The sequence below is a fragment of the Rhodococcus sp. SMB37 genome, assembly GCF_004345605.1.
Classification (GTDB): domain Bacteria; phylum Actinomycetota; class Actinomycetes; order Mycobacteriales; family Mycobacteriaceae; genus Rhodococcus.
In genome coordinates this window covers 77,582-99,468 of record NZ_SLVY01000007.1, presented here as the reverse complement: position 1 = coordinate 99,468, position 21,887 = coordinate 77,582, and the positions used below count along the sequence as shown (strand labels likewise).

Annotated in this window: 18 protein-coding genes; 17 read left to right on the top strand and 1 reads right to left on the bottom strand. The window is 66.4% G+C overall.

Annotation, left to right across the window (positions count from 1 at the left end):
• Positions 1-50: 50 nt before the first annotated feature.
• The 3 genes from EV641_RS13510 (at position 51) to EV641_RS13500 (ending at position 4,514) form a co-directional block, all read left to right on the top strand.
• Positions 51-1,784, top strand: a complete 1,734-nt coding sequence (locus EV641_RS13510) for an ABC transporter ATP-binding protein (RefSeq protein ID WP_132472276.1) — start codon at positions 51-53, stop codon at positions 1,782-1,784.
• A 65-nt stretch (positions 1,785-1,849) separates the two neighbouring features.
• The gene (locus tag EV641_RS13505) at positions 1,850-3,736 is read left to right on the top strand and encodes an ABC transporter ATP-binding protein (RefSeq protein WP_132472490.1); all 1,887 of its coding nucleotides are present in this window, start codon (positions 1,850-1,852) and stop codon (positions 3,734-3,736) included.
• Positions 3,737-3,794: 58 nt separating this feature from the next.
• Complete coding sequence (locus EV641_RS13500; protein ID WP_132472274.1) at positions 3,795-4,514, top strand: alpha/beta hydrolase; 720 nt, start codon at positions 3,795-3,797, stop codon at positions 4,512-4,514.
• Positions 4,515-4,518: 4 nt separating this feature from the next.
• On the opposite strand, the gene EV641_RS13495 is transcribed toward EV641_RS13500, so the two are convergent.
• Positions 4,519-5,505, bottom strand: a complete 987-nt coding sequence (locus tag EV641_RS13495) for a hypothetical protein (protein ID WP_132472272.1) — start codon at positions 5,503-5,505, stop codon at positions 4,519-4,521.
• Between the two features lie 150 nt (positions 5,506-5,655).
• Between EV641_RS13495 and EV641_RS13490 the strand changes: the two genes are divergently transcribed.
• The 14 genes from EV641_RS13490 (at position 5,656) to EV641_RS13425 (ending at position 21,707) form a co-directional block, all read left to right on the top strand.
• The gene (locus EV641_RS13490) at positions 5,656-6,387 is read left to right on the top strand and encodes an enoyl-CoA hydratase (protein ID WP_132472488.1); all 732 of its coding nucleotides are present in this window, start codon (positions 5,656-5,658) and stop codon (positions 6,385-6,387) included.
• The gene (locus EV641_RS13485) at positions 6,384-7,502 is read left to right on the top strand and encodes an MBL fold metallo-hydrolase (protein WP_132472270.1); all 1,119 of its coding nucleotides are present in this window, start codon (positions 6,384-6,386) and stop codon (positions 7,500-7,502) included. The genes EV641_RS13490 and EV641_RS13485 overlap by 4 nt, the downstream gene beginning before the upstream one ends.
• Positions 7,503-7,565: 63 nt before the next feature.
• A complete protein-coding gene (locus tag EV641_RS13480) occupies positions 7,566-10,043 on the top strand; it encodes an HAD-IC family P-type ATPase (protein WP_054718455.1) in 2,478 nt (825 codons plus the stop codon).
• 92 nt (positions 10,044-10,135) lie between these two features.
• Positions 10,136-10,381: an antitoxin gene (locus tag EV641_RS13475; RefSeq protein WP_132472268.1), complete on the top strand. Its 246-nt coding sequence runs from the start codon at positions 10,136-10,138 to the stop codon at positions 10,379-10,381.
• A gap of 82 nt (positions 10,382-10,463) precedes the next feature.
• Positions 10,464-10,652 (top strand): antitoxin, encoded by a 189-nt coding sequence (locus tag EV641_RS13470; protein ID WP_054718458.1) that lies wholly within the window; start codon positions 10,464-10,466, stop codon positions 10,650-10,652.
• Between the two features lie 90 nt (positions 10,653-10,742).
• A complete protein-coding gene (locus EV641_RS13465; RefSeq protein ID WP_132472266.1) occupies positions 10,743-12,377 on the top strand; it encodes a Na+/H+ antiporter in 1,635 nt (544 codons plus the stop codon).
• Between the two features lie 80 nt (positions 12,378-12,457).
• Positions 12,458-13,681, top strand: a complete 1,224-nt coding sequence (locus EV641_RS13460) for a histidine kinase (protein ID WP_132472264.1) — start codon at positions 12,458-12,460, stop codon at positions 13,679-13,681.
• Between the two features lie 31 nt (positions 13,682-13,712).
• Positions 13,713-14,495 carry a LytTR family DNA-binding domain-containing protein gene (locus EV641_RS13455; RefSeq protein ID WP_054717279.1) on the top strand — a complete coding sequence of 261 codons (783 nt, stop codon included), beginning with the start codon at positions 13,713-13,715 and terminating at the stop codon, positions 14,493-14,495.
• 74 nt (positions 14,496-14,569) lie between these two features.
• A complete protein-coding gene (locus EV641_RS13450) occupies positions 14,570-14,875 on the top strand; it encodes a hypothetical protein (RefSeq protein WP_241997214.1) in 306 nt (101 codons plus the stop codon).
• Between the two features lie 12 nt (positions 14,876-14,887).
• On the top strand, positions 14,888-16,660 hold the full coding sequence (locus EV641_RS13445; protein ID WP_132472260.1) for a cation acetate symporter: 1,773 nt from the start codon (positions 14,888-14,890) through the stop codon (positions 16,658-16,660).
• Between the two features lie 125 nt (positions 16,661-16,785).
• The gene (locus EV641_RS13440) at positions 16,786-17,148 is read left to right on the top strand and encodes a DUF485 domain-containing protein (RefSeq protein WP_054806936.1); all 363 of its coding nucleotides are present in this window, start codon (positions 16,786-16,788) and stop codon (positions 17,146-17,148) included.
• On the top strand, positions 17,145-18,779 hold the full coding sequence (locus EV641_RS13435) for a cation acetate symporter (protein WP_054717269.1): 1,635 nt from the start codon (positions 17,145-17,147) through the stop codon (positions 18,777-18,779). The genes EV641_RS13440 and EV641_RS13435 overlap by 4 nt, the downstream gene beginning before the upstream one ends.
• 109 nt (positions 18,780-18,888) lie before the next feature.
• The gene (locus tag EV641_RS13430; protein ID WP_132472258.1) at positions 18,889-19,320 is read left to right on the top strand and encodes an SRPBCC family protein; all 432 of its coding nucleotides are present in this window, start codon (positions 18,889-18,891) and stop codon (positions 19,318-19,320) included.
• A 101-nt stretch (positions 19,321-19,421) separates the two neighbouring features.
• Positions 19,422-21,707 carry an ATP-dependent DNA ligase gene (locus EV641_RS13425; RefSeq protein WP_132472256.1) on the top strand — a complete coding sequence of 762 codons (2,286 nt, stop codon included), beginning with the start codon at positions 19,422-19,424 and terminating at the stop codon, positions 21,705-21,707.
• The last annotated feature ends 180 nt before the right edge of the window (positions 21,708-21,887 follow it).

The window sequence follows — 21,887 nt, the reverse complement described above, 5'->3', positions numbered from 1 at the left end:
TCTGGTCGAACCATGATCGTTCCCGCTAGTGTCGTGGGGGTGATGACGTCATGTTGATCCGCCTGATCGTCACCTACCTGCCGCGATATCGCGTGAACGTCGTGGCGGTGGTGACCCTGCAGTTCGTGGCAACAGTCGCGATGCTCTATCTACCGACGCTCAATGCCGACATCATCGACAACGGTGTCGCCAAAGGCGACACCGGATACATCCTCCGGATCGGCGGCTGGATGTTCGCGGTGGCGTTGGTGCAGCTGGTCTGCATGATGTACGGGCAGTACTTCGGTGCCCGCGGGGCGCTTGCCGTGGGACGCGACCTCCGTCACGATCTGCTGCACCGGGTGAACACCTTCTCGGCGCGCGAAGTCGGCACGCTCGGTGCGCCGTCGTTGATCACCCGTACCACCAACGATGTCCAGCAGGTCCAACTCCTGTTGGTGATGAGTTCGTTCATCCTCGTCACAGCACCCATCATGTGTATCGGCGGGATCGCCATGGGGATTCACGTCGCGGCACCCATGGCGTGGGTACTCGTGGTGGCGGTGCCCATTCTCGGCATCACCATGGCCCTGATCATCCGGGTGATGGTCCCCGGTTTCCGGGTGATGCAGGCCCGGTTGGACAGCGTCAACCGGATCCTGCGAGAGCAGATCACGGGGATCCGCGTGGTCCGCGCATTCGTCCGGGAACGGTACGAAGCCGACAGGTTCGAGGTCGCCAACGAGGAACTCGCAGACGCGAGCCTGCGGGTCGGACGGATGATGGCGCTGATGTTCCCCGTGGTCATGGGGATCACGAACGTGACCATCGTCGCGATCATCTGGGTCGGCGGACACGAGATCTCCGACGGCACTGTGGAGATCGGTGCACTGAGCGCGATGATCAGCTACGTCATGCAGATCATGATGTCGGTCATGATGGCGTCGTTCCTTGCGATGATGGCTCCGCGAGCAACCGTGTGCGCGGAACGGATCGGGGAGGTTCTCGCGACCGAGACGTCGGTGGTGCGGCCGGCCGAACCGATCGGCTTCGACGCGGATCCGGCCACCGTGGAGTTCCGCAACGCGCAGTTCCGCTACCCCGGCGCCGACAGTCCGGTTCTGGACGGAATGACCTTCCGCGTCGACCCCGGCACCACCACCGCGGTCATCGGGTCGACAGGTTCGGGCAAGACGACCCTGATCGGATTGGTCCCGCGCTTGATCGATGTCACGGACGGCGCGGTCCTGGTCGGCGGTACCGATGTCCGACACCTGGACCCCGACCTGCTGCGGGCCGAGATCGGGCTGGTGCCGCAACGTGCCTATCTGTTCTCCGGCACCGTCGCATCCAATGTGCGCTACGGGAAGCCCGACGCCACCGACGACGAGGTCTGGGAGGCACTGCGCATCGCGCAGGCCGACGAGTTCGTCCGTGCGATGCCGCAGGGACTGGACACACCGATCGCACAGGGCGGCACGACGGTCTCGGGTGGTCAGCGACAGCGCCTGGCGATCGCGCGCGCACTCGTCCGCCGGCCGTCGATCTACCTGTTCGACGACGCGTTCTCGGCTCTCGACCTGTCGACCGACGCGCGCCTGAGATCTGCGCTGCGGCCCGCGACCACCAACTCGGCGATGATCATCGTCGCGCAGCGCGTATCGACGATCATGGACGCCGATCGGATCGTGGTGCTCGATCGCGGACGGATCGTGGGGTCGGGGCAGCACGACGAGCTGCTCGACTCGTGCGAGACCTACTCCGAGATCGTCCGATCGCAGCTCGCCGTCGAGGAGCGGTCGTGACCGGCCCGGGCGGCAGGCAGCCGCTGGGTGCCCCGGTGCAGAAGCCCCGATCGTTCGTGCCGTCCATGAAGCGGCTGCTGCACCTGCTCGTGTCGTATCGCGGCTTCATGATCGTGATCCTGACAGCGACCGTCGGTTCGGTGATCCTCACGGCGATCGCCCCACGGATCCTGGGCCACGCCACCGACCTGATCTTCAACGGTGTCATCGGCCGGATGCTCCCCGCCGGCACCACCAAGGAACAGGCGGTCGCCGACCTCCGGGCGCAGGGGCAGGACACGTTCGCCGACATGGTCGGCTCGATGGATCTCACCCCCGGTGTCGGCATCGACTTCACCGCCGTCGGGCGGGTACTGCTGACGGTTCTCGCCCTGTATGTGGGATCGGCGCTGCTCGCGTGGGTCGGTGCCTATCTCCTCAACATAGTCGTCGTCGGCACCATCAAGCGATTGCGTTCCGACGTGGAGGACAAGGTTCATCGTCTGCCTCTGCACTACTACGACACGACCCCACGCGGGGATCTGCTCAGCCGCGTCACCAACGACCTGGACAATCTGTCGCAGAGTCTCCAGCAGACCGTCTCACAGGCACTGAACTCGGTGCTGACCGTCATCGCGATCCTGATCATGATGCTCTCGATCTCACCTCTGCTCACGATCATCGCGCTGGTGGCGATCCCGCTGTCGATCGTCGCGACCGTCCTGATCGCCCGCCGATCCAAACCGCACTTCTCCGCGCAGTGGTCGTCGACCGGCAAACTCAACGCGCAGGTCGAAGAAGCGTTCACCGGACACGAACTGATGTTGGCGTTCGGTCGGCAGCAGGAGGTCGAGGACGAGTTCGACACTCGCAACGACAAGCTCTACAACTCGAGTTGGCGCGCCCAGTTCATCTCCGGTCTGGTCCAGCCGACCATCATGTTCCTGGGCAATCTGAACTTCGTCGCGGTGGCGGTCGTGGGTGGACTCCAGGTCGCGTCGGGCTCGATCAGCCTCGGGTCGGTGCAGGCCTTCATCCAGTACTCGCGACAGTTCACCCAGCCGCTCGCCCAGATCGGCTCGATGGTCAACCTCCTGCAGAGCGGAGTGGCCTCGGCAGAGCGGATCTTCGACATCCTGGACGCCGAGGAGCAGAGCGCAGATCCGGCCGACCCGCAGACCCCGTCGACGAACAGCGGGCGAATCGACTTCGACGACGTGTCGTTCCGTTACGTGCCCGACAAACCGCTCATCGAGAACCTGTCGCTGGTGGCCGAACCCGGGCACATGGTTGCGATCGTGGGACCGACAGGCGCAGGTAAGACCACCCTCGTCAACCTCATCATGAGGTTCTACGACGTCGACTCGGGAACGATCCGCGTCGACGGTGTGGATTCACGGCGCATGACCCGCGACGATCTGCGCGAACGCACCGGGATGGTCCTGCAGGATTCGTGGCTGTTCGGCGGCACCATCTACGAGAACATCGCCTACGGTGACCCGGCCGCCAGTCGCGAAGAAGTGATCGAAGCAGCCGAGCTGAGCCACGTCGACCATTTCGTGCGGGCCTTGCCGGACGGGTACGACACGATGCTCGACGAGGAAGGCGGCGGCGTCAGTGCCGGGGAACGGCAGCTGATCACGATCGCGCGAGCATTCCTGGCCAAGCCGGTCGTACTCATCCTCGACGAGGCGACCAGCTCCGTCGACACCCGCACCGAACTGCTGATCCAGCAGGCCATGGCGACACTGCGCACGGATCGGACGAGTTTCGTCATTGCGCACCGGCTTTCGACGATCCGAGATGCCGACGTCATCGTCGTCATGGAGGACGGGCACATCGTCGAGCAGGGCAACCACGAGCAGCTGCTCGCAGCACGCGGTGCCTATTACGAGCTGTACATCAGTCAGTTCACCGGCCCGGTCGAGACGGTGGACGACGCAGAACGGCCGACGATCGTCGAGCAGGCATGACGAGCGTGGCCGAGCACGGATCGAGCAGTCGCAGAATGATGTTTCGGTGAGGAGCGCGATGGCCACGTTCGTTCTGGTTCACGGTGGTGGGCACGGAGGTTGGTGCTATCGCAAGGTGGCGAAGATCCTGAGAGAGGAGGGGCACGAGGTCTACGCTCCGACGTTGTCGGGCCTGGCCGAACGATCCCATCTGAGCCGCACCGGCATCGGCCTCGCGACCCACCTCGAGGACATCGCCTCGTTGCTGCATTACGAAGACCTCGACGACGTGGTCCTGGTCGGGCACAGCTACGGAGGCATGGTGATCACGGGGGCTGCGGACAAAGCGACCGATCGGGTCGGGCGGCTGGTGTACCTCGACGCCGCGAACCCGCTGAACGGGCAATCGCTGGTCGACGTCGCCGGACCGATCATGGAGGCGACGCGTCCGTTCGGTCAGGTCGTCGACGGGGTCGAACTGGTGCTACTGCCGACACCGGAATCCCCGATGTTCTACGGGGTGGAGGACGCCGACGACGTGGCCTGGATGCAGTCGCGGCTGACCGCCCATCCGTGGCGCTGCTTCGAGGAGAAGCTCGACCTACGCAACGAGAGCGCGCTTCGGGCCATACCGCAGTACCACATCGTGTGCACCTCGACCCTGGCCACTCGGGACCCAGAACTGGTGAATGCAGCCCGCGCCGAGGGCCGGCTCTGGGATATCGACACCGGTCACGATCTGATGATCACCGAACCGGAAGCCGTCGCGAAGGCGCTGATCGAGATCGCTGCCGAGTGATCGGTCAGCGCCGGCTCGGCGCGACCGACAACACCGACTCGGTGGGCAGCCGCGGCGTCGGTGCCGGCCGGCCTTCGGGAGCGGCCGTCCCGATACGGACCAGCGCCTGCGGACAGCCGCCGCCGGGGATGAGCCCGGCGATGATCTCCCGGCTACCCGGAAGTTCGGTCACGTGGGTCAGGGGGCATGTCGCCAAGCCGTGCGCCGTCGCCTCGAGGAGCAGTTCCGAGAGCATCCGACCGGCGGCCAGCCACGCGTGCCGCTCGTCCGACGAGGTGCTGACCAGCAGGATGGTCGACGCATCGACCTCGGTTGCTGCTTCCTCCGGAGCGGTTCTGCCGCCCGCGGGGAAGCGGCGTCCGACGTCGACCCGGTGATGTTGCTCCGTGGTCACCAATGCTTCGGGCGGAATGCCGGTGGTCCTGGTGGTGTGTCCGGCCCACCAATGGAGTTCTTCCTGGTATGCGGTGTCGTAGCGGCGAAGGGCGGCGCTACGTGCCGTCGCGTCGGCCAGAACCTCCCGTGCTGCGGGAGACAGGACGGTCACTTGCGCGTCACCCGGCCCGACGCACGACACGATGCTCCGCGTCGTGGCTGTATCGGGTGCTGCGAGCGGGCGGCGGTCGGAATAGCGTCGTCTGATCGCGGCGACGAGATCGAAATCGTGTGAGGCCGGCCGGGCGTCGTGCCCGAAACGCACGGTGGCGAGATGATCGGAGTGTGCACCGTCGGGGAGACGCCGGACCTCGGTCGACCATTTCAATGCGGTGAACGCGATCTGCAGGTGGTGCAGTGCCGCGCCGCAGCTCAGGACGAGTTGCCTGCCCGAAGGGTCGACGGCTCCGAGCATGCGTGACGAGTCGCCGTGCAGATCGAGTGATCCGGTCTCGTACCGCCAGTGCCACGGCTGGCTGTTGTGTACCGAGGGTGCGCGGCACGCGAGATCCACGGCCATCCGCACGACGTCGGAATCGGGAATCCGGGTGCTCATGATCGCTCCGTACTCGTGTGACAGGTCGGACCTTGCCCCCATTGTTCGCTGTCGGTGTCGACGGGTCCAGGGACAATGGTCTCGACTTCATCACCGCGGGCGTGGTGGTGGGATGATGCGGATGCTCGAGTCGAACAGGATGGGGTAGTGATGATCGGAATCAGCCGCGACGGTGCCGTGGTGACGGTGGAGCTCCAGCGTGAGGAACGCCGCAACGCGCTCACCACCCAGTTGTGTGTGGAAATCCGCGAGGCCGTGGAGAAGGCTGTGGAGGACGATGCGCGGGTGGTCGTGATCACCGGACGCGGTACGTCGTTCTGTGCGGGTGCTGATCTGTCCGGCGATGTGTACGCTGAGGGGTTCACCGACAGTCTCGCGGAGTTGCTCCGCACGATCGTGGAAGCACCGCTCCCGGTGGTGGCCGCAGTCAACGGTCCCGCGATCGGCGCGGGCACCCAGCTGGCGCTCGCCTGCGATCTGCGTGTGGTCGCGCCCGGCGCGAGGTTCGCGGTACCCGCGGCGAAGCTGGGTATCTCGGTGGACCGGTGGACAGTGCGGAGACTCGCATCGATCGTCGGTGGGGGACGCGCCCGTACGGTGATGCTCGCGTGCGAAGCGATCGAGACCGACGATGCGCTCGCCTACGGTCTGGCCAATAAGATCGGCGACCTGGCGGCCGCTCAGGAGTGGGCGCAGGAGATTGCGAAGCTCGCGCCGCTGTCGATGCACGCACACAAGCTGTTCCTCAACGACGACGGCACCCGCCGCGATCCCACCGCGGAACAGCAGGCGGCCGCCGCCGCAGCGTGGCTCAGTGAGGACGCGCAGGAAGCACGCCGAGCGCGGGCCGAACGCCGCGACCCGATCTTCCAGGGCCGATGAACCTCGGGCGGGTGGCGTCCTCCGCCGCCGCGGGCGTCGGGCTCGCGTGGCTTGCCCGCGCCGCGCGCGGGCTGCCCACATCGATCGGTGCTTCGGTGTCCGACATCCGCCCGTATGCGGCCGGATCGCCGCAGTACCGGGAGGGACGGTTCCACAACACCGAGCCCTCGTCGGCCCTCGATCCCGAGGCCGGTGGTGGGCTCGTCAAGGACCTGCTCGCCCGTGGTTCCCGTGGAAGACCGACGGGGGACGTCCCGATCGCCCCGTACGTCGCGCCCGTGGACTCGGGGCCGCTCGCGGTGACGTGGTTCGGGCATTCGAGCGTCCTGGTCGAGATCGACGGATATCGGGTGCTCGCCGACCCGGTGTGGAGCGATCGGGTCTCGCCCTCGTCGGCGATCGGCCCGATGCGCCTGCATCGCCCCCCGGTCGAACTCGCCGTGCTCCCACAGATCGACGCGGTGATCATCTCGCACGACCACTACGACCATCTCGATCGCTTCACCGTCGAATCGCTGGCGGCAACACAGCCCCGGACCAAGTTCCTCGTGCCCGTCGGGGTGGGAGCGCATCTGCGGAAGTGGCGGGTACCCGACGATCGCATCGTCGAACTCGACTGGGACGAACACGCCGAGATCGACGGACTGAAGGTGACGTGCACCGAAGCCCGCCACTTCTCGGGTCGAGGTCTGCAGCGCAACATCACGTTGTGGTCGTCGTGGGTGCTCACCGGTCCCGCCCACTCGGTGTTCTTCGGCGGCGACAGCGGATACACCCGCCGATTCGCCGATCTCGGTGAGAAGTACGGACCGTTCGACCTGACACTTCTCCCTGTCGGGGCGTACGACCTACGGTGGCCCGACATCCACATGAACCCGGAAGAGGCGGTGCGCACCCACCTCGATCTCGGCGGAACCGAGCGCCGTGACAGCCTCCTCGTGCCGGTGCACTGGGGCACGTTCAACCTCGCGTTCCATGCCTGGTCGGAGCCGATCGCGCGTCTCCTGCCCGCCGCGGAGGCCGGCGGCGTCGCCACTGCCGTGCCGATGCCGGGACAGCGGGTGGATGTGTCGCGGCCGCGTGCGGACGAGCCGTGGTGGGTGGCGCTGGGGTGACGCGGGCGAGGTGATCGGCGGCGGAGACCACCGGTCGGGGTGGCCTGGAATAACCTGTTCTCCATGGCAGCAGACGAGCCCACCGTGACGGTCGGGCCGAGCGAGACGATCACGACCGATTCTGAGCATGTCGTGAACGGTCTGACGACAGAACAGGTCGCCGAACGGGTCGCGCGGGGCGAGACCAACGACGTTCCCGACAGGGCATCACGGTCCGTCAAAGACATCGTGCGCGGCAACGTGTTCACGCGCATCAACGCCATCCTCGGTGTGCTCTTCCTGATCGTGCTGTTCACAGGGTCGATCATCGACGGCATGTTCGGGTTGCTGATCATCGCGAACAGCGGGATCGGCATCATCCAGGAGGTGCGCGCCAAACGCACACTCGACAAGCTCGCGATCGTCGGTCAGGCCAAACCGGTGGTGCGGCGGGACGGCATATCAGCAGAGTTGGCTCCGCGCGAGGTGGTGCTCGACGACATCATCGAACTCGGCCCCGGTGACCAACTCGTGGTCGACGGCGTAGTGGTCGACGCAGCCGCCCTTGAACTCGATGAATCGTTGCTCACCGGCGAAGCCGATGCGATCGGCAAGACTCCCGGGTCGACGGTGATGTCGGGCAGTTTCGTGGCGTCGGGCAGCGGTGCATACCGGGCGACGAAGGTGGGCCGCGACGCATACGCCGCGCGGCTCGCGGACGAGGCCAGCAAGTTCACTCTCGTGCATTCCGAACTCAATTCCGGCATCAACAAGATCCTGAAGTTCATCACCTACCTGATGATTCCGGCGGGCCTGCTCATCATCTACAACCAATTGTTCTCGAGCGGTGAGGCGCTCGGGCCGGCGCTCAGCGGTATGGTCGCTGCGCTCGTGCCGATGGTGCCCGAAGGTCTCGTGCTGATGACGTCGATCGCGTTCGCGGTGGGCGTGATCCGGCTCGGCCGCCGCCAATGCCTCGTGCAGGAACTTCCCGCGATCGAAGGGCTTGCCCGCGTCGACGTCGTCTGCGCCGACAAGACGGGCACGCTCACCGAGAACGGGATGCGGTTGGCGGACGTCGTAGCCGCGGACGGCGCCGAGCTCGATGTCGCGCGAGCGGCGTTGGCCGCGATTGCCGCCGACGATCCGCGACCGAATGCCAGTGTGCTTGCGATCGCCGAGGCATTCCCGGACGATCCGGGATGGGGGGAATCGACTGCGGTCGCGCCGTTTTCGTCGGCGAAGAAGTGGAGCGGACAGTCGTACGGAGGGCGCGGCAATTGGCTGCTCGGTGCTCCCGACGTATTGCTGGACCCCGCATCGGATTTCGCGCGGCGAGCGGAGGAGATCGGATCGAAGGGATTGCGGGTACTGTTGCTTGCCTCGGGCGACCGCCCGGTCGACGATCCCGCCGCGCCCGGCACGGTGACTCCACAGGCGCTGGTGGTGCTCGAGCAACGGATCCGTCCCGACGCGCAGGAAACCCTCGAGTACTTCGCCGGTCAGAAGGTCGAGGTCAAGGTGATCTCCGGCGACAACGCCGTGTCGGTGGGTGCGGTGGCGTCGTCGCTGGGGCTTCCGGGCGGTGACACCCCCATCGACGCCCGCACGCTGCCCGAAGACCCGGATGCGCTTGCCGAGACTGTCGGATCCGCAACGACATTCGGACGCGTTCGACCCGATCAGAAACGCGCGATGGTCGGGGCTCTGCAGTCGCGGGGGCACACCGTCGCGATGACCGGCGACGGTGTCAACGACGTGCTGGCGCTCAAGGACGCCGACATCGGTGTCGCGATGGGATCGGGCAGCCCGGCGACCCGGTCGGTCGCGCAGATCGTCCTGCTCGACAACAAGTTCGCGACCCTGCCGTATGTGGTGGGGGAGGGTCGCCGCGTCATCGGCAACATCGAACGGGTCTCGAACCTGTTCCTCACCAAGACCGTGTACTCGGTGTTGCTCGCCTTCCTGATCGGTGTGTCGGGAGCGCTGTCACAGGTTTTCGACTTCGAACCGCTGCCGTATCCGTTCCTGCCGCGACACGTGACGATCGCTGCCTGGTTCACCATCGGTATCCCGGCCTTCCTGTTGTCGCTCGCGCCGAACAACGAGCGTGCGCGGTCGGGGTTCGTGTCGCGGGTGATGCGACTCGCAATTCCGTCGGGCGTCGTGACCGGTGTGGCCACATTCGTCTGTTATGTCCTCGTCTACGGCGGACCGGATCAGACCGAGGAACAGAAGATCCAAGCCGGGACGTCGGCCCTGATCACCCTGATCATGATCGCGCTGTGGGTACTCGCCGTTGTCGCACGTCCGTATCAATGGTGGAAGATCGTGCTGCTCGGCGGTTCGCTGCTCGGATACGTCGTCCTATTCTCGGTGCCGTTCACGCGCGAATTTTTCGCGCTGGACCCGTCGAACGCCGCCTATTCGACGATCGCCGTGACGTGTGGCGCGATCGGAGTGGTACTGGTCGAGGCGATCTGGTGGGTGTCCGGACGCCTGCACGGCGAGCATCGGCGTCTGTTTGCGGCCCCGGACGACCTGCTCCCGGGAGTACACTGACCGGCGACCGCTGCCCGGACTCGTCGATGCAGTTCCGCAGGAGCACTCGCGGGAACTCGTGTCGACGACTTCATCCACAGAAGGAGTACGGCATGGGAATCATGGACTCGCTCAAGGGACTGCTCGGTAAGGGTAAGGACTACGCGGCACAGAATCCCGACAAGGCCCACGGCTACATCGACAAGGCCGGCGACGCCGTCGACGGGAAGACCGGCGGTAAGTACTCGCAGCACGTCGACAAGGCGCAGGACGCTGCGAAGAAGCACCTCGGCGGGTCGGGTGAAGAAGGCGCACCGGATCAGGGCGACGGAAACCCGCCGCCGCAACCCCCGCAGTAGCGCTTGTTCGCAGGGCGTCCCTGCAGTCCTGTTCGGGTATGGAAAGCTTGACTGCCGCTGTACCCGAACGAAAGGACCAGCAGTGGGCTTCATGGATCAGGTCAAGGGCATCGTCGACAAAGGCAAAGACCTCGCCGCAGAGCACCCGGACAAGGTGAACCAGGCGATCGACAAGGTCGGCGACCTTGCCGACGACAAGACCGGCGGCAAGTTCGCCGACAAGGTCGATTCCGCCCAGGACGCGGCGAAGAAGGGCCTCGGCACCGCCTGAGTCCGCCGCTCGCGCACGCCACACCGCGTGGCGTGCGCGAGAACACCGCATCACGTCCCGGGGGCGGCGGTCTCGGGTGAGAATCGACCCGTGAACGGAACCTGGATCCTGCTCGTCGTCATCGCGGCGATCGCGGTGACCGGATTGGCGAACCGCGGGAATCTGCAGGCCCCGCTGGTACTGGTCGTGATCGGTGCGATCGCGTCGTTCCTCCCCGGCCTGCCACGGCTGGAACTCGAGCCGCACGTACTTCTCGGGGTCGTCCTGCCGCCGCTGCTGTACTCGGCGGCGCTGCGATTCTCCGTTCCCACCTTCAAGCGCAATCTGTCGCACATTCTCCGGCTGGGTGTCGGGACGGTCCTGGTCACTGCCTTCGCCGTCGCGTTCTTCGCGGAATGGCTGGTACCGGAACTCACCTTCGGAGCGGCGCTGGTCCTCGGTGCCGTCGTCGCACCCACCGACGCGGTCAGCGCGGTCGCGGTCGGGCGGAAACTCGGACTGCCGAAGCGGGTCATCGCCATCCTCACCGGAGAAGGCCTGGTCAACGACGCCACTGCCCTCACCTTGTTCACGGTCGCGGTATCCGCCGTCGTCGGTACCCAGGTGTTCGTCGAATCGCCCGTCGTGTTCTTCGGTTACGAAGTCGCGGGCGGTGTCGCAGTCGGGCTCGTCCTGGCGATCGCCGTGCACTGGGTGCGTTCCCACATGGATCACCCTTCACTGGAAACCTCACTCGGCCTGGTCATCCCGTTCACCGCGTATCTCGTTGCCGAGGAGATCCACGCATCCGGAGTGCTCGCGGTCGTCGCGGCCGGTCTGTACATGGGACACCGTGCGACCGACCTGTCGGTGACGACGAGGCTGCAGGAACGGTTCGTCTGGGAAAGCCTCGACATCCTGCTCGAAATGTTCGTGTTCGCGTACATGGGGCTTCAGCTGAAGTTCGTGCTGGATGAAGTGACCGACAACGGCTACGACGTCGTCACGATCCTGCTGTACGCGTTCGCGGTGCTGGTCGTGGTCATGCTCGTCCGCCCGGTGTGGGGCCTGCTGAACTGGGGCCGGCGACGAGCCGTCCGGAAGGCCGGACTGAACAGGCTCGGCCGCGACCCGCTGACCTTCAGAGAACACGTCGTGGTGTCCTGGGCCGGGATGCGCGGCGTCGTGACCCTCGCCGCCGCAGGTGGTGTCCCCGTTGTCCTGGCCTCGGGTGAGCCGTTCCCCGGCCGCGAGATCATCCACCTCACCGCGATCATCGTCGCTGTCGGCACATTGCTCATCCAAGGCTCCACCATGCCCGCGCTGATCCGTCGCCTCGACGTCACCGACCCGTACGAGCGACTGCGTACCGAGGAGCAGCGGGACCTGGCCCGATCCATCAGTTCCGACGCGGCGAGAGACCGACTGCGCGCCCTCTCCGAAGAACTTCCGAGCGGGACCGACGCCGAGAGGATGCGGCGAATCCTCGAGCGCGTCGAACGATCGATCCGCGCACGAGGCGACGTCGAGCGCGCCGAATCGGAGGTCGAGGTCGAGCACGGTCCGGACGTGGGCGCGATGTTCGACAAGTTTCGACGTACCGTCCTGCGAGCCCAACGCACCGCGTTGATCGCCGCACGCGACGACGGCACACTCGACGACGAAACCCTCCGTACCGAACTCGAGAGCCTCGACATCGAAGAGGCTGCGGCAGAGGAGCGGATCGACCGGCGCGGCCGCGACTGATCCGGCCCGTGTGCGGCCGCACCGCTGTTCCCCGTGTGCGTCACACCGCTGTTCACTGCTGCGCGTCGTAGCGTAGGTCCGTGACCGGAACAGTCCTCGTCGTCGTCGCTGTCGTGACACTCTGCGTAGTCGCGGGGATCGCCGCAGTGTGGGCGCGTACCCGCCGGGTCGTCACGACCCCCGCCGAGCGTGCCGTCCACACGACACTGCACACCGCGTCGCTCGCGGCGAGGCCCCTGCGCGGTGGGCTGGACGCGACCTCAGCGCAGGAAGCGGCCCCGCACCTGCGGATGCTCCTCGCAGAGGTGCAGGCAGTGGCCCTGCTCGATGCGGACGGCGGTCTGCTCGCATGGGACGGGCCGTTCGAATCGCTGTCCGGGCAGGTACGCGACGCCGCGGCCCGCGCGATCGACGGTGAGCGGCGGGTCCTCGTCGGACACGACTCCCTCGAACGCGGACCCGACGATTTCGCGGCGCGCGCTCTGATCGCGCAGCCGCTGGTCATCGACGAGGTCGGTGTCGCCGGTGTGCTCGGCGTCGTCACCACCACCGACCCCGGGCCTGCGCTGCTCGGGGCTCTCACCGAGGTGGCCCGCTACGCGTGCAGCCAGCTCGAACTCGCCGAACTCGATGCGTCCCGTGCTCGCCTCGACCGTGCCGAGGTGCGTGCGCTGCGGGCACAGATCAGCCCGCATTTCATCTACAACGCGCTCAATACTGTCGCCTCGTTCGTGCGCACCGACCCCGACCGAGCTCGCGAGCTGCTGCTCGATTTCGCGGACTTCACCCGTTATTCGTTCCGCGCGACCGGCGAATACACGTCGCTCGCCGATGAACTGCGCAACATCGACCGGTACTTGACGCTGGAACGCGCCCGCTTCGGCAACGCACTCGAGGTTCGGTTGCAGGTCGCGCCCGAGGTACTCAACGTCGCCTTGCCGTTCCTGGCGTTGCAGCCTCTCGTGGAGAACGCGGTGCGGCACGGTATCGCCGGTAAGTCGACTCGGGCAGGCACCATCACGATCGTGGCTGCCGATGAGGGCACCGACTGCATCATCAGCGTGGAGGACGACGGAGTCGGAATGGATCCGGAACTGTTGCGGTCGGGGGTGCTCGATTCGACCGCCGACGGCACCGAGGGGAGCGGGATCAAGGAGTCCGCGCATGTCGGCTTGTCCAACGTCGACGACCGGCTGCGCGCGGCGTTCGGCAACGACTACGGTCTGGTCGTCGACACCGCGCCGGGCGCCGGCACGAAGGTGAGTATGCGGGTGCCTAAGTTCCGGGCGGGTATCCGGCCGTGATCGGATTCGTTCGTGGCACGATGAGTCTGCTGTGAACGAGACTCCCGACACCTTGAACGTGCTCGCCGTCGACGACGAACCACCCGCGCTCGACGAGCTGGCCTATCTCCTGCGTGCCCGTCCAGAGATCGGACAGGTGCACACCGCGAGTGATGCGACCACCGCGCTGCGGCTGCTGCGCGACGGCGGCATCGACGCGGTGTTCCTCGACATCAACATGCCGGGACTCGACGGGCTCGAACTCGCCGGGATCCTGCGGAACTTCGCGACCCCACCGTCGGTGGTCTTCGTGACCGCGCACGATGACCGTGCCGTGTCGGCGTTCGACCTGGGCGCGGTGGACTACCTGCTCAAACCGTTGCGGGAGGAGCGCCTCGCCGAGGCCATACGTCGGATCGTCGAACGTCAGCGACCGGCATCACCGGACAATGCCGACGCGGAGTCGCGCGACGAGGTGATCCCCGTCGAACTCGGTGGTGTGACCACCCTGGTGTCGCGGTCGTCGGTGCGCTGGGTGGAGGCCGACGGCGACTATGCGCGGCTGCACACCGACACCGGATCGCACCTCGTGCGTATCCCGATCTCGTCGCTGGAGAGCCGCTGGGCGGATGCCGGCTTCCTCCGTGTCCACCGCTCGTACCTGGTGTCGCTGCCGCTGGTGACCGGCATCCGAAGTGCCGGGACGGGCCTGGTCGTGTGCATGAAGCCGGTCGGCATTGAGGCCCCGGTCGAGTTGCCTGTCAGCCGCCGTCACACCCGCGAACTCAAGGACCGGTTGATCCGAGGCCCGATGCAGTCGTGGACGTCGCGGTGACAGGCCCTTCCACTCGCCCCGCGTCCGGACCGCACCGCGAACGCGTCGTGCTCGCGAAGAGGCGCGGCGCGCGCATGGTGCGTACCCGTGTCGAAGTGCAGCAGCAGACCGAGGTGGGCGACGCGATGGTCCGCGGTCTGGTGCGCGCGCAACTCGGACTCGCTCTGCGGATCGCGGTGGTCCCGGTGTGCCTGCTGGGTGCGATCCCGATCGTGCTCGCTCTGTTTCCCACGCTGGCCGACCTCGCTCTGTGGAAGGTACGGGTGCCGTGGATCCTGCTGGGTTTCGCCTCGTATCTCCTGCTCCTGGGCTGCGCGTGGCTGTACGTGCGCCTGGCCGAACGCAATGAGCAGGATTTCACCGATCTGACCGACGACTGAGGTTCCACGCCCATGAACACCTCGGTTCCTGTCCTCACCTTGGTCGGCATCGTCGCCGCCGCAATCGCGACCGTCGCGATCGGTGTGTACGGGGTGCGGATCTCCCGCACCACCTCGGATTTCCTCGTCGCGTCCCGCAGCGTCGGACCTCGCTGGAACGCCGCGGCCATCTCGGGTGAGTACCTTTCTGCGGCATCGTTCCTGGGTGTTGCGGGTCTTGTCGCCAAATACGGCACCGATGCCCTGTGGTATCCGGTGGGGTTCACCGCCGGGTACCTCGGCCTGCTGTTGTTCGTTGCCGCGCCGCTGCGTCGTTCGGGCGCCTACACCGTGCCGGATTTCGCCGAATTCCGTCTCGGCGAACCCTGGGTGCGGTCGCTGTCGATGATCGTCGTGGCGATCATCTGTGTGTTGTATCTGGTACCGCAGTTCCAGGGCGCGGGCCTGACGCTCAACATTCTGCTCGGCCTTCCCAGCTGGGTCGGGGCGGTAATCGTCGGCGTCATCGTGATCGCCAATGTGGTGGGCGGCGGCATGCGGTCGATCACGTTCGTGCAGGCCTTCCAGTACTGGCTCAAACTTTCCGCGGTGGCGCTTCCCGCGCTGGTCCTGACGATCTACTTCGTGGGCGACAGTCGCGGCGTCGACGAACCGGTACCCCCGACCGTCACCGAGACCACCACCGTCGACATCACCGTCGATGTCGTCGTGCAGGTCGCAGAGCCGATCCCGGTGACGGTGACCGGCGAGGTGGACTCCCGGCCCGTGGCCGGCCGGATCGTCCTCGCACCCGGTGAACACGAACTCGGCGCAGGCACCGAACTGGTCCTCGATGCCGGTTCGCCGGTGCCGGTGGTGGCAGGGGCGCCCTCCGACAACGACGCGTGGGCCTCGCCCGGCGCGGGGATCGGCGCCGGCGGCGAACACCACCTGTTCCAGGTGTATTCGCTCATGATCGCCACGTTCCTCGGAACGATGGGCCTGCCCCACGTCCTCGTGCGCTTCTACACCAACACGGACGGCCGGGCCGCACGCATGACGTCGTTCGCCGTGATCGGCCTCCTCGGGTTGTTCTATCTGTTTCCCACCGTCCTCGGAGTATTCGCGCGCTTGTATGTGCCGCAGTTGCTCATCACGGGCCGATCCGACGCCGCGGTGTTACTGCTACCCAACTCGGTGCTGTCGGGGTGGGGCGGGCAACTTCTCGCGGCGCTCGTCGCATCGGGTGCGATCGCCGCGTTCCTGTCGACATCGTCGGGGCTGTTGGTGAGTGTCGCGGGGGTGCTGTCCACCGACGTACTGCGGGGCAGGGTCCGCGACTTCCGGGTGGCGGCGGTCCTCGCCGGCGCCGTTCCACTACTGCTGGCCGTGTCGGTGACCTCGCTGGATCTGTCCAGGTCGGTGGGGCAGGTGTTCGCGATTGCCGCGTCGACACTGTGCCCGCTGCTCGTACTGGGAATCTGGTGGCGCGGGCTGACCGCGATCGGCGCCGCCGCCGGCATGGTCGTGGGTGGGGCGGTCGCGGGGGGTGCGGCGCTGCTCGCGGTACTGGTCCGATTCGATTCGGCGGCCGCCGGAGGATGGCCGGCCGTGCTCTCCGCCTACCCGGGAGCGGTGAGCGTGCCGCTCGCCTTCCTCGTCATGATCACCGTGAGCCTGGCGACGAGACAGAAGGTGCCCGCCGACGTCGGGCGTACGTTCTCCAGGATGCACGTTCCCGAGCGACTCGGAATGGGCCGCGATCGGGAGCTGGGTGCATTCGATGAGCGCCGTTCGTCGCAATGAGACGACCGTTCGGCGCACGCGACGACAGCTCGGCGTGCAACCGGTACGCACCCCTATCTGTGTGATGGCGGTCTCACTAGCGTGTGTGTGCACTACACCTCACACGGACGACCAAGGAGTCGGCAGTGACCACAGCACCACTCAGCGAGAGTGACGTACCGGAGCGGCGAGAACCGACTCCACAGGACTTCGTCGACATGCAGGCGAGTCCGGAGTTCCAGGAACTGCGTACCCGTCTGCGCCGGTTCGTGTTTCCGGTCACGGTGTTCTTCCTGGCCTGGTACGCCCTGTACGTTCTGCTCGCCACCTACGCGGCGGACTTCATGGCGACGAAGGTGATCGGCAACATCAACCTCGGCCTGATCCTCGGGCTCGGGCAGTTCGTCACCACGTTCATCATCACGGCCGTGTACGTGAAGTTCGCCGGGCGTGAACTGGATCCGCGCTCGGCAGCGATCCGCGAAGAGCTGGAAGGACCGCAGCAGTGAACGTACTTGCGCAGGGTCATACCGATGTCGGTAACCCGCTGCTCAACATCGCCATCTTCGTGGCGTTCGTCGTCATCACGATGGGCTTGGTCATCAAGGCCAGTCGCACCACCAAGAAGGCGTCGGACTTCTACACCGGTGGCGGCCAGTTCTCCGGCCCCCAGAACGGTTTCGCCATCGCAGGCGACTACCTTTCGGCCGCGTCGTTCCTCGGTATCGCCGGCGCCATCGCGGTCTACGGCTACGACGGGTTCCTGTACTCCATCGGCTTCCTCGTCGCGTGGCTCGTCGCACTCCTGCTCGTCGCCGAATTGCTCCGCAACACCGGTCGATTCACGATGGCCGACGTTCTGAGTTTCCGACTCAAGCAGCGGCCGGTGCGTATGGCTGCGGCACTGTCGACGCTCGCGGTGTCACTGTTCTACCTGCTCGCCCAGATGGCCGGTGCCGGTGGACTCGTCGCCCTGCTCCTCGACATCCAGGACAAGGCCGGCCAGGCGATCGTCGTCGCCGTCGTCGGTGTGCTCATGATCGTGTACGTGCTCGTCGGCGGCATGAAGGGCACCACGTACGTCCAGATGGTCAAGGCGGTCCTGCTGGTCGCGGGTGCAGGCGTCATGTTCGTGCTCGTGCTGCTCGCGGTGCGCGGCAACTTCTCGCAGCTGCTCGCCGACGCTCAGGCCATGGCGTCGAACTCTACGGACGAAGCGGTCGCCGGCCGCGACATCCTCGCGCCCGGTGCGAAGTACGGCATCAGCGGCATGACTCGAATCGACTTCATCTCATTGGGTATCGCGCTGGTACTCGGCACTGCCGGTCTGCCGCACGTCCTGATGCGCTTCTACACCGTCCCGACCGCCAAGGAAGCGCGCCGTTCGGTCACGTGGGCGATCGCGCTCATCGGCGCGTTCTACCTGTTCACGCTGGTGCTCGGCTACGGAGCCGCGAAGATGGTGGGTCCCGACGTCATCCTGAATGCTCCGGGCAAGGAGAACGCTGCGGCTCCGCTGCTCGCGTACGAATTGGGCGGCACGATCTTCCTCGCGGTGATCTCTGCGGTCGCATTCGCCACGATCCTCGCGGTCGTCGCAGGCCTGGCGATCACAGCATCCGCATCGTTCGCACACGACATCTACGCGAGCGTGCTCAAGCACGGCAAGGCAACCGAGGACGAGCAGGTGCGGGTCTCGCGCATCACCGTCGTCGTGATCGGCCTGGTCTCGATCGTGCTGGGCATCCTCGCGATGGGGCAGAACATCGCCTTCCTCGTGGCACTCGCCTTCGCTGTTGCCGCCTCGGCGAACCTGCCGACGCTGCTGTACTCGCTGTTCTGGAAGAAGTTCAACACCACCGGTGCGCTGTTCAGCATCTACGGCGGCCTCATCAGCTGCCTGCTGCTGATCGTGTTCTCCCCGGCGGTCTCGGGCAGCCCGTCGGCAATGTTCCCAGATGTCGACTTCTCGTTCTTCCCGCTGTCCAACCCGGGCATCGTGTCCATCCCGCTCGCCTTCGCCCTCGGTATCATCGGCACCTACATCGGCCGCAACAAGCCGGAGGATCCGTTCAAGCAGGCAGAGATGGAGGTCCGCTCGCTCACCGGTGTCGGTGTCGAGAAGGCCGTGTCGCACTGACTTCACGCCCGCGCCCGTAAGCCGAACGTCACCCTCGGTCAGTTCAACCGACCGAGGGTGACGTTCGGCCGTTCCCGGTGAGGGCACCCGCCTCCTCTACGCTGCAATCATGGCGAAACTCGAAGTCGCGACCGACCTTCCGCTCGACCCGCAGACTGCGTGGGAGAAGGCTTCCGACCTGGACGCGTTCGGTGAGTGGTTGAGCATCCACGACGGCTGGCGCGGCGAACTACCGGAGACGCTCACAGCCGGGGTGGCACTGCAGTCCGTGGTGTCGGTCAAGGGAATGCGCAACCGGGTGGAGTGGACCGTCGAGGAACTCGATGCCCCGCACCACGTGGTGCTGCGCGGGTCGGGCAAAGGCGGCACCAAGTTCAAGATGCGCCTCGCGGTGGCCGGCGCGGGGGCGGGATCGCGGTTGACGATGAAGATCGAGCTCGGGGGAGCGCCGCTGTTCGGCCCGATCGGTTCCGGGGTGGCGCGCGCACTCCACGGCGATCTGCAGACGTCGCTGAACTCGTTCGCGGAACTGTACGGCTGACCGCGACCGAGCGAATGGCTCACTGGTCTCGGTAGGCCTAGCGAACGATACATTCGCTCGAACGTAGGGAAGGGATACGGCGCGGTTGGCACAATGAGGTGATGCCGACCCGCACGATCGGGGACCGTCGCATCACGCTGACGAACCTCGACAAGGTGCTCTATCCCCGCACCGGCACCACCAAGGGCGAGGTGATCGACTACTACGTCGCCGTCGCCGAAGTCATGCTGCCACACGTCGTGGGTCGTCCCGGCACCCGTAAGCGCTGGCCCAACGGTGTCGACGAACCGGCGTTCTTCGAGAAGAACCTCGCACCGCATGCGCCGTCGTGGCTCGACCGTCGCACGGTTCACCACAGGCAACGGTCGGTCACTTATCCGGTGTTCGACTCGGTGGCGGGAATCGCGTGGCTCGGGCAGCAGGCCTCGCTCGAACTGCACGTGCCGCAGTGGCGGTTCGACGGATCCGCGCCCGGCCCCGCGACACGGCTCGTATTCGACCTCGACCCTGGGCCGGGGGCCGGGCTCGTGCAGTGCGCGGAGGTCGCGCGGCACGTGCGCGACATGGTCGCCGAACTCGGGTGGGAGACCTATCCCGTCACGAGTGGCAGCAAGGGTCTCCACCTCTACGTGCCGCTGGACCGGCAGCTCGCCTCCGGCGGCGCATCGACCGTCGCGCGACAGGTCGCGACGAATCTTGCGACGCTGCACCCGGATCTCGTCACGGCAACCATGGCGAAGGCGGTACGCGGCGGCAAAGTGTTCGTCGACTGGAGTCAGAACAATGCGGCCAAGACGACGGTCGCGCCGTACTCCCTGCGTGGCCGCGACGAACCGTGGGTGGCGGCACCGCGGAGCTGGGAAGAACTCGACGACCCGGATCTGCGGCATCTCACATTCGACGAAGTGTTGGACCGAACTGCCGACCACGGTGATCTCCTCGCAGGACTGGATCCCCCGTTCGGCGGTGCTCGGCTCGACAGCATCGACACCACAGCGGACGACGCGCTCACCGACTACCGACGCAAACGCAACGCCGCGCGCACCCCCGAGCCGATCCCGTCCGGAGTCACCGCGACCGGCGACGACGACCGGTTCGTCATCCAGGAACACCACGCTCGGCGCCTGCACTACGACCTGCGGCTCGAGCGCGGCGGTGTGCTTGCGTCGTGGGCGGTGCCGAAGAACCTGCCGGAAGACACCGGACGTAACCATCTCGCCGTCCGGACCGAAGACCACCCACTCGAATATCTCGATTTCCACGGCATCATCCCGCCCGGTGAATACGGCGCCGGGACGATGACGGTGTGGGACACCGGCACCTACGACACCGAGAAGTGGCGCGACGACGAGGTGATCGTGCGGTTGCACGGTGAGAAGATCGAAGGCCGGTACGCGCTGATCCGCACCGAGAAGGACCAGTGGCTCGCCCACCGGATGAAGCAACAGTCGAGTTCGGGACGGTCGGAGGAGTTTCCGACCGATCTGCGTCCGATGCTCGCTACCGCGGGCGACGTCGAGGAACTCGACGGCTCGACGTGGGCATTCGAAGGCAAGTGGGACGGATACCGCGCGGTCGTCGAGGTGCGCGACGGCGAGGTCCGGTTGCGTGCTCGCTCCGGGCGGGACGTGACCGGAGAATTTCCCGCGCTCGGTGAGCTCGCGCATGTGCTCGACGGCCACGATGCCGTCCTCGACGGGGAGATCGTCGCGGTGGACGCGGACGGTGTCACGAGCTTCGAGCGGTTGCAGCGCGGGGCGACCCCGGAGTACCGGGTGTTCGACCTCCTCTATCTGGACGGTGTGTCGCTGATCCGCAAGACCTACGACGATCGACGCCGTGTGCTGGAGGCTCTCGCCGCGTTGACGGAGAGGCTGACAGTGCCGGACCGGTTGGCAGGGGACGGCGCCGACGCTCTCGCCGAAAGCCTGGAATGTGGGTGGGAGGGCGTGGTCGCGAAGCGTCGCGACTCGATGTATCTGCCCGGCAAACGGGGTGCGGCGTGGATCAAGGCGAAGAACTGGCTCACGCAGTCGGTGGTCATCGGCGGATATCGACCGGGCCAGGGGAACCGTGCGGGGTCGTTCGGCTCGTTACTGGTCGGCATCCCCGGCGACGGCGGGCTCGTCTATACGGGGAGAGTCGGCACGGGATTCGACGATCGGGCTCTCGCGGCGCTGACGTCGTCGCTGCGGGCACGACAGCGGGACACGAGCCCGTTCGCGGACGAGCTGCCGATCGTCGATCGGCGTGACGCCGTATGGGTGGAACCCGAGCTGGTGGGGGAGGTGCGGTTTGGTTCGTGGACCGAAGGCGGCCGACTTCGTCACCCGAGCTGGCGCGGCCTGCGCGGCGATCTGGACCCGCACGACGTGCACCGGGAATGAAGCCGGCCCGGCCCCCGCACAGGCGGACCGGCGGCCGTCTCTGCACCACGTCGGCAAGGCGGATGAGCCAGGTGTTCGCCTGAGAGGCACCCATTCGGTTGGTGGTTGTCGGTGCAAAATCGTATGTTCTTCTCAGACCGGACTCAATGGGCTTTGTCGGGGAGCCGCCGGTCGTCATAT

What these genes read in the sequence shown, in the direction of transcription:
- EV641_RS13445 (WP_132472260.1), top strand. Translation starts at nt 14,888, where the DNA reads ATGAACACCTCGGTTCCTGTCCTCACCTTGGTCGGCATCGTCGCCGCC.
- EV641_RS13480 (WP_054718455.1), top strand. Translation starts at nt 7,566, where the DNA reads ATGGCAGCAGACGAGCCCACCGTGACGGTCGGGCCGAGCGAGACGATC.
- EV641_RS13485 (WP_132472270.1), top strand. Translation starts at nt 6,384, where the DNA reads ATGAACCTCGGGCGGGTGGCGTCCTCCGCCGCCGCGGGCGTCGGGCTC.
- EV641_RS13495 (WP_132472272.1), bottom strand. Translation starts at nt 5,505, where the DNA reads ATGAGCACCCGGATTCCCGATTCCGACGTCGTGCGGATGGCCGTGGAT.
- EV641_RS13430 (WP_132472258.1), top strand. Translation starts at nt 18,889, where the DNA reads ATGGCGAAACTCGAAGTCGCGACCGACCTTCCGCTCGACCCGCAGACT.
- EV641_RS13500 (WP_132472274.1), top strand. Translation starts at nt 3,795, where the DNA reads ATGGCCACGTTCGTTCTGGTTCACGGTGGTGGGCACGGAGGTTGGTGC.
- EV641_RS13425 (WP_132472256.1), top strand. Translation starts at nt 19,422, where the DNA reads ATGCCGACCCGCACGATCGGGGACCGTCGCATCACGCTGACGAACCTC.
- EV641_RS13510 (WP_132472276.1), top strand. Translation starts at nt 51, where the DNA reads ATGTTGATCCGCCTGATCGTCACCTACCTGCCGCGATATCGCGTGAAC.
- EV641_RS13475 (WP_132472268.1), top strand. Translation starts at nt 10,136, where the DNA reads ATGGGAATCATGGACTCGCTCAAGGGACTGCTCGGTAAGGGTAAGGAC.
- EV641_RS13450 (WP_241997214.1), top strand. Translation starts at nt 14,570, where the DNA reads ATGGTGCGTACCCGTGTCGAAGTGCAGCAGCAGACCGAGGTGGGCGAC.
- EV641_RS13490 (WP_132472488.1), top strand. Translation starts at nt 5,656, where the DNA reads ATGATCGGAATCAGCCGCGACGGTGCCGTGGTGACGGTGGAGCTCCAG.
- EV641_RS13505 (WP_132472490.1), top strand. Translation starts at nt 1,850, where the DNA reads ATGAAGCGGCTGCTGCACCTGCTCGTGTCGTATCGCGGCTTCATGATC.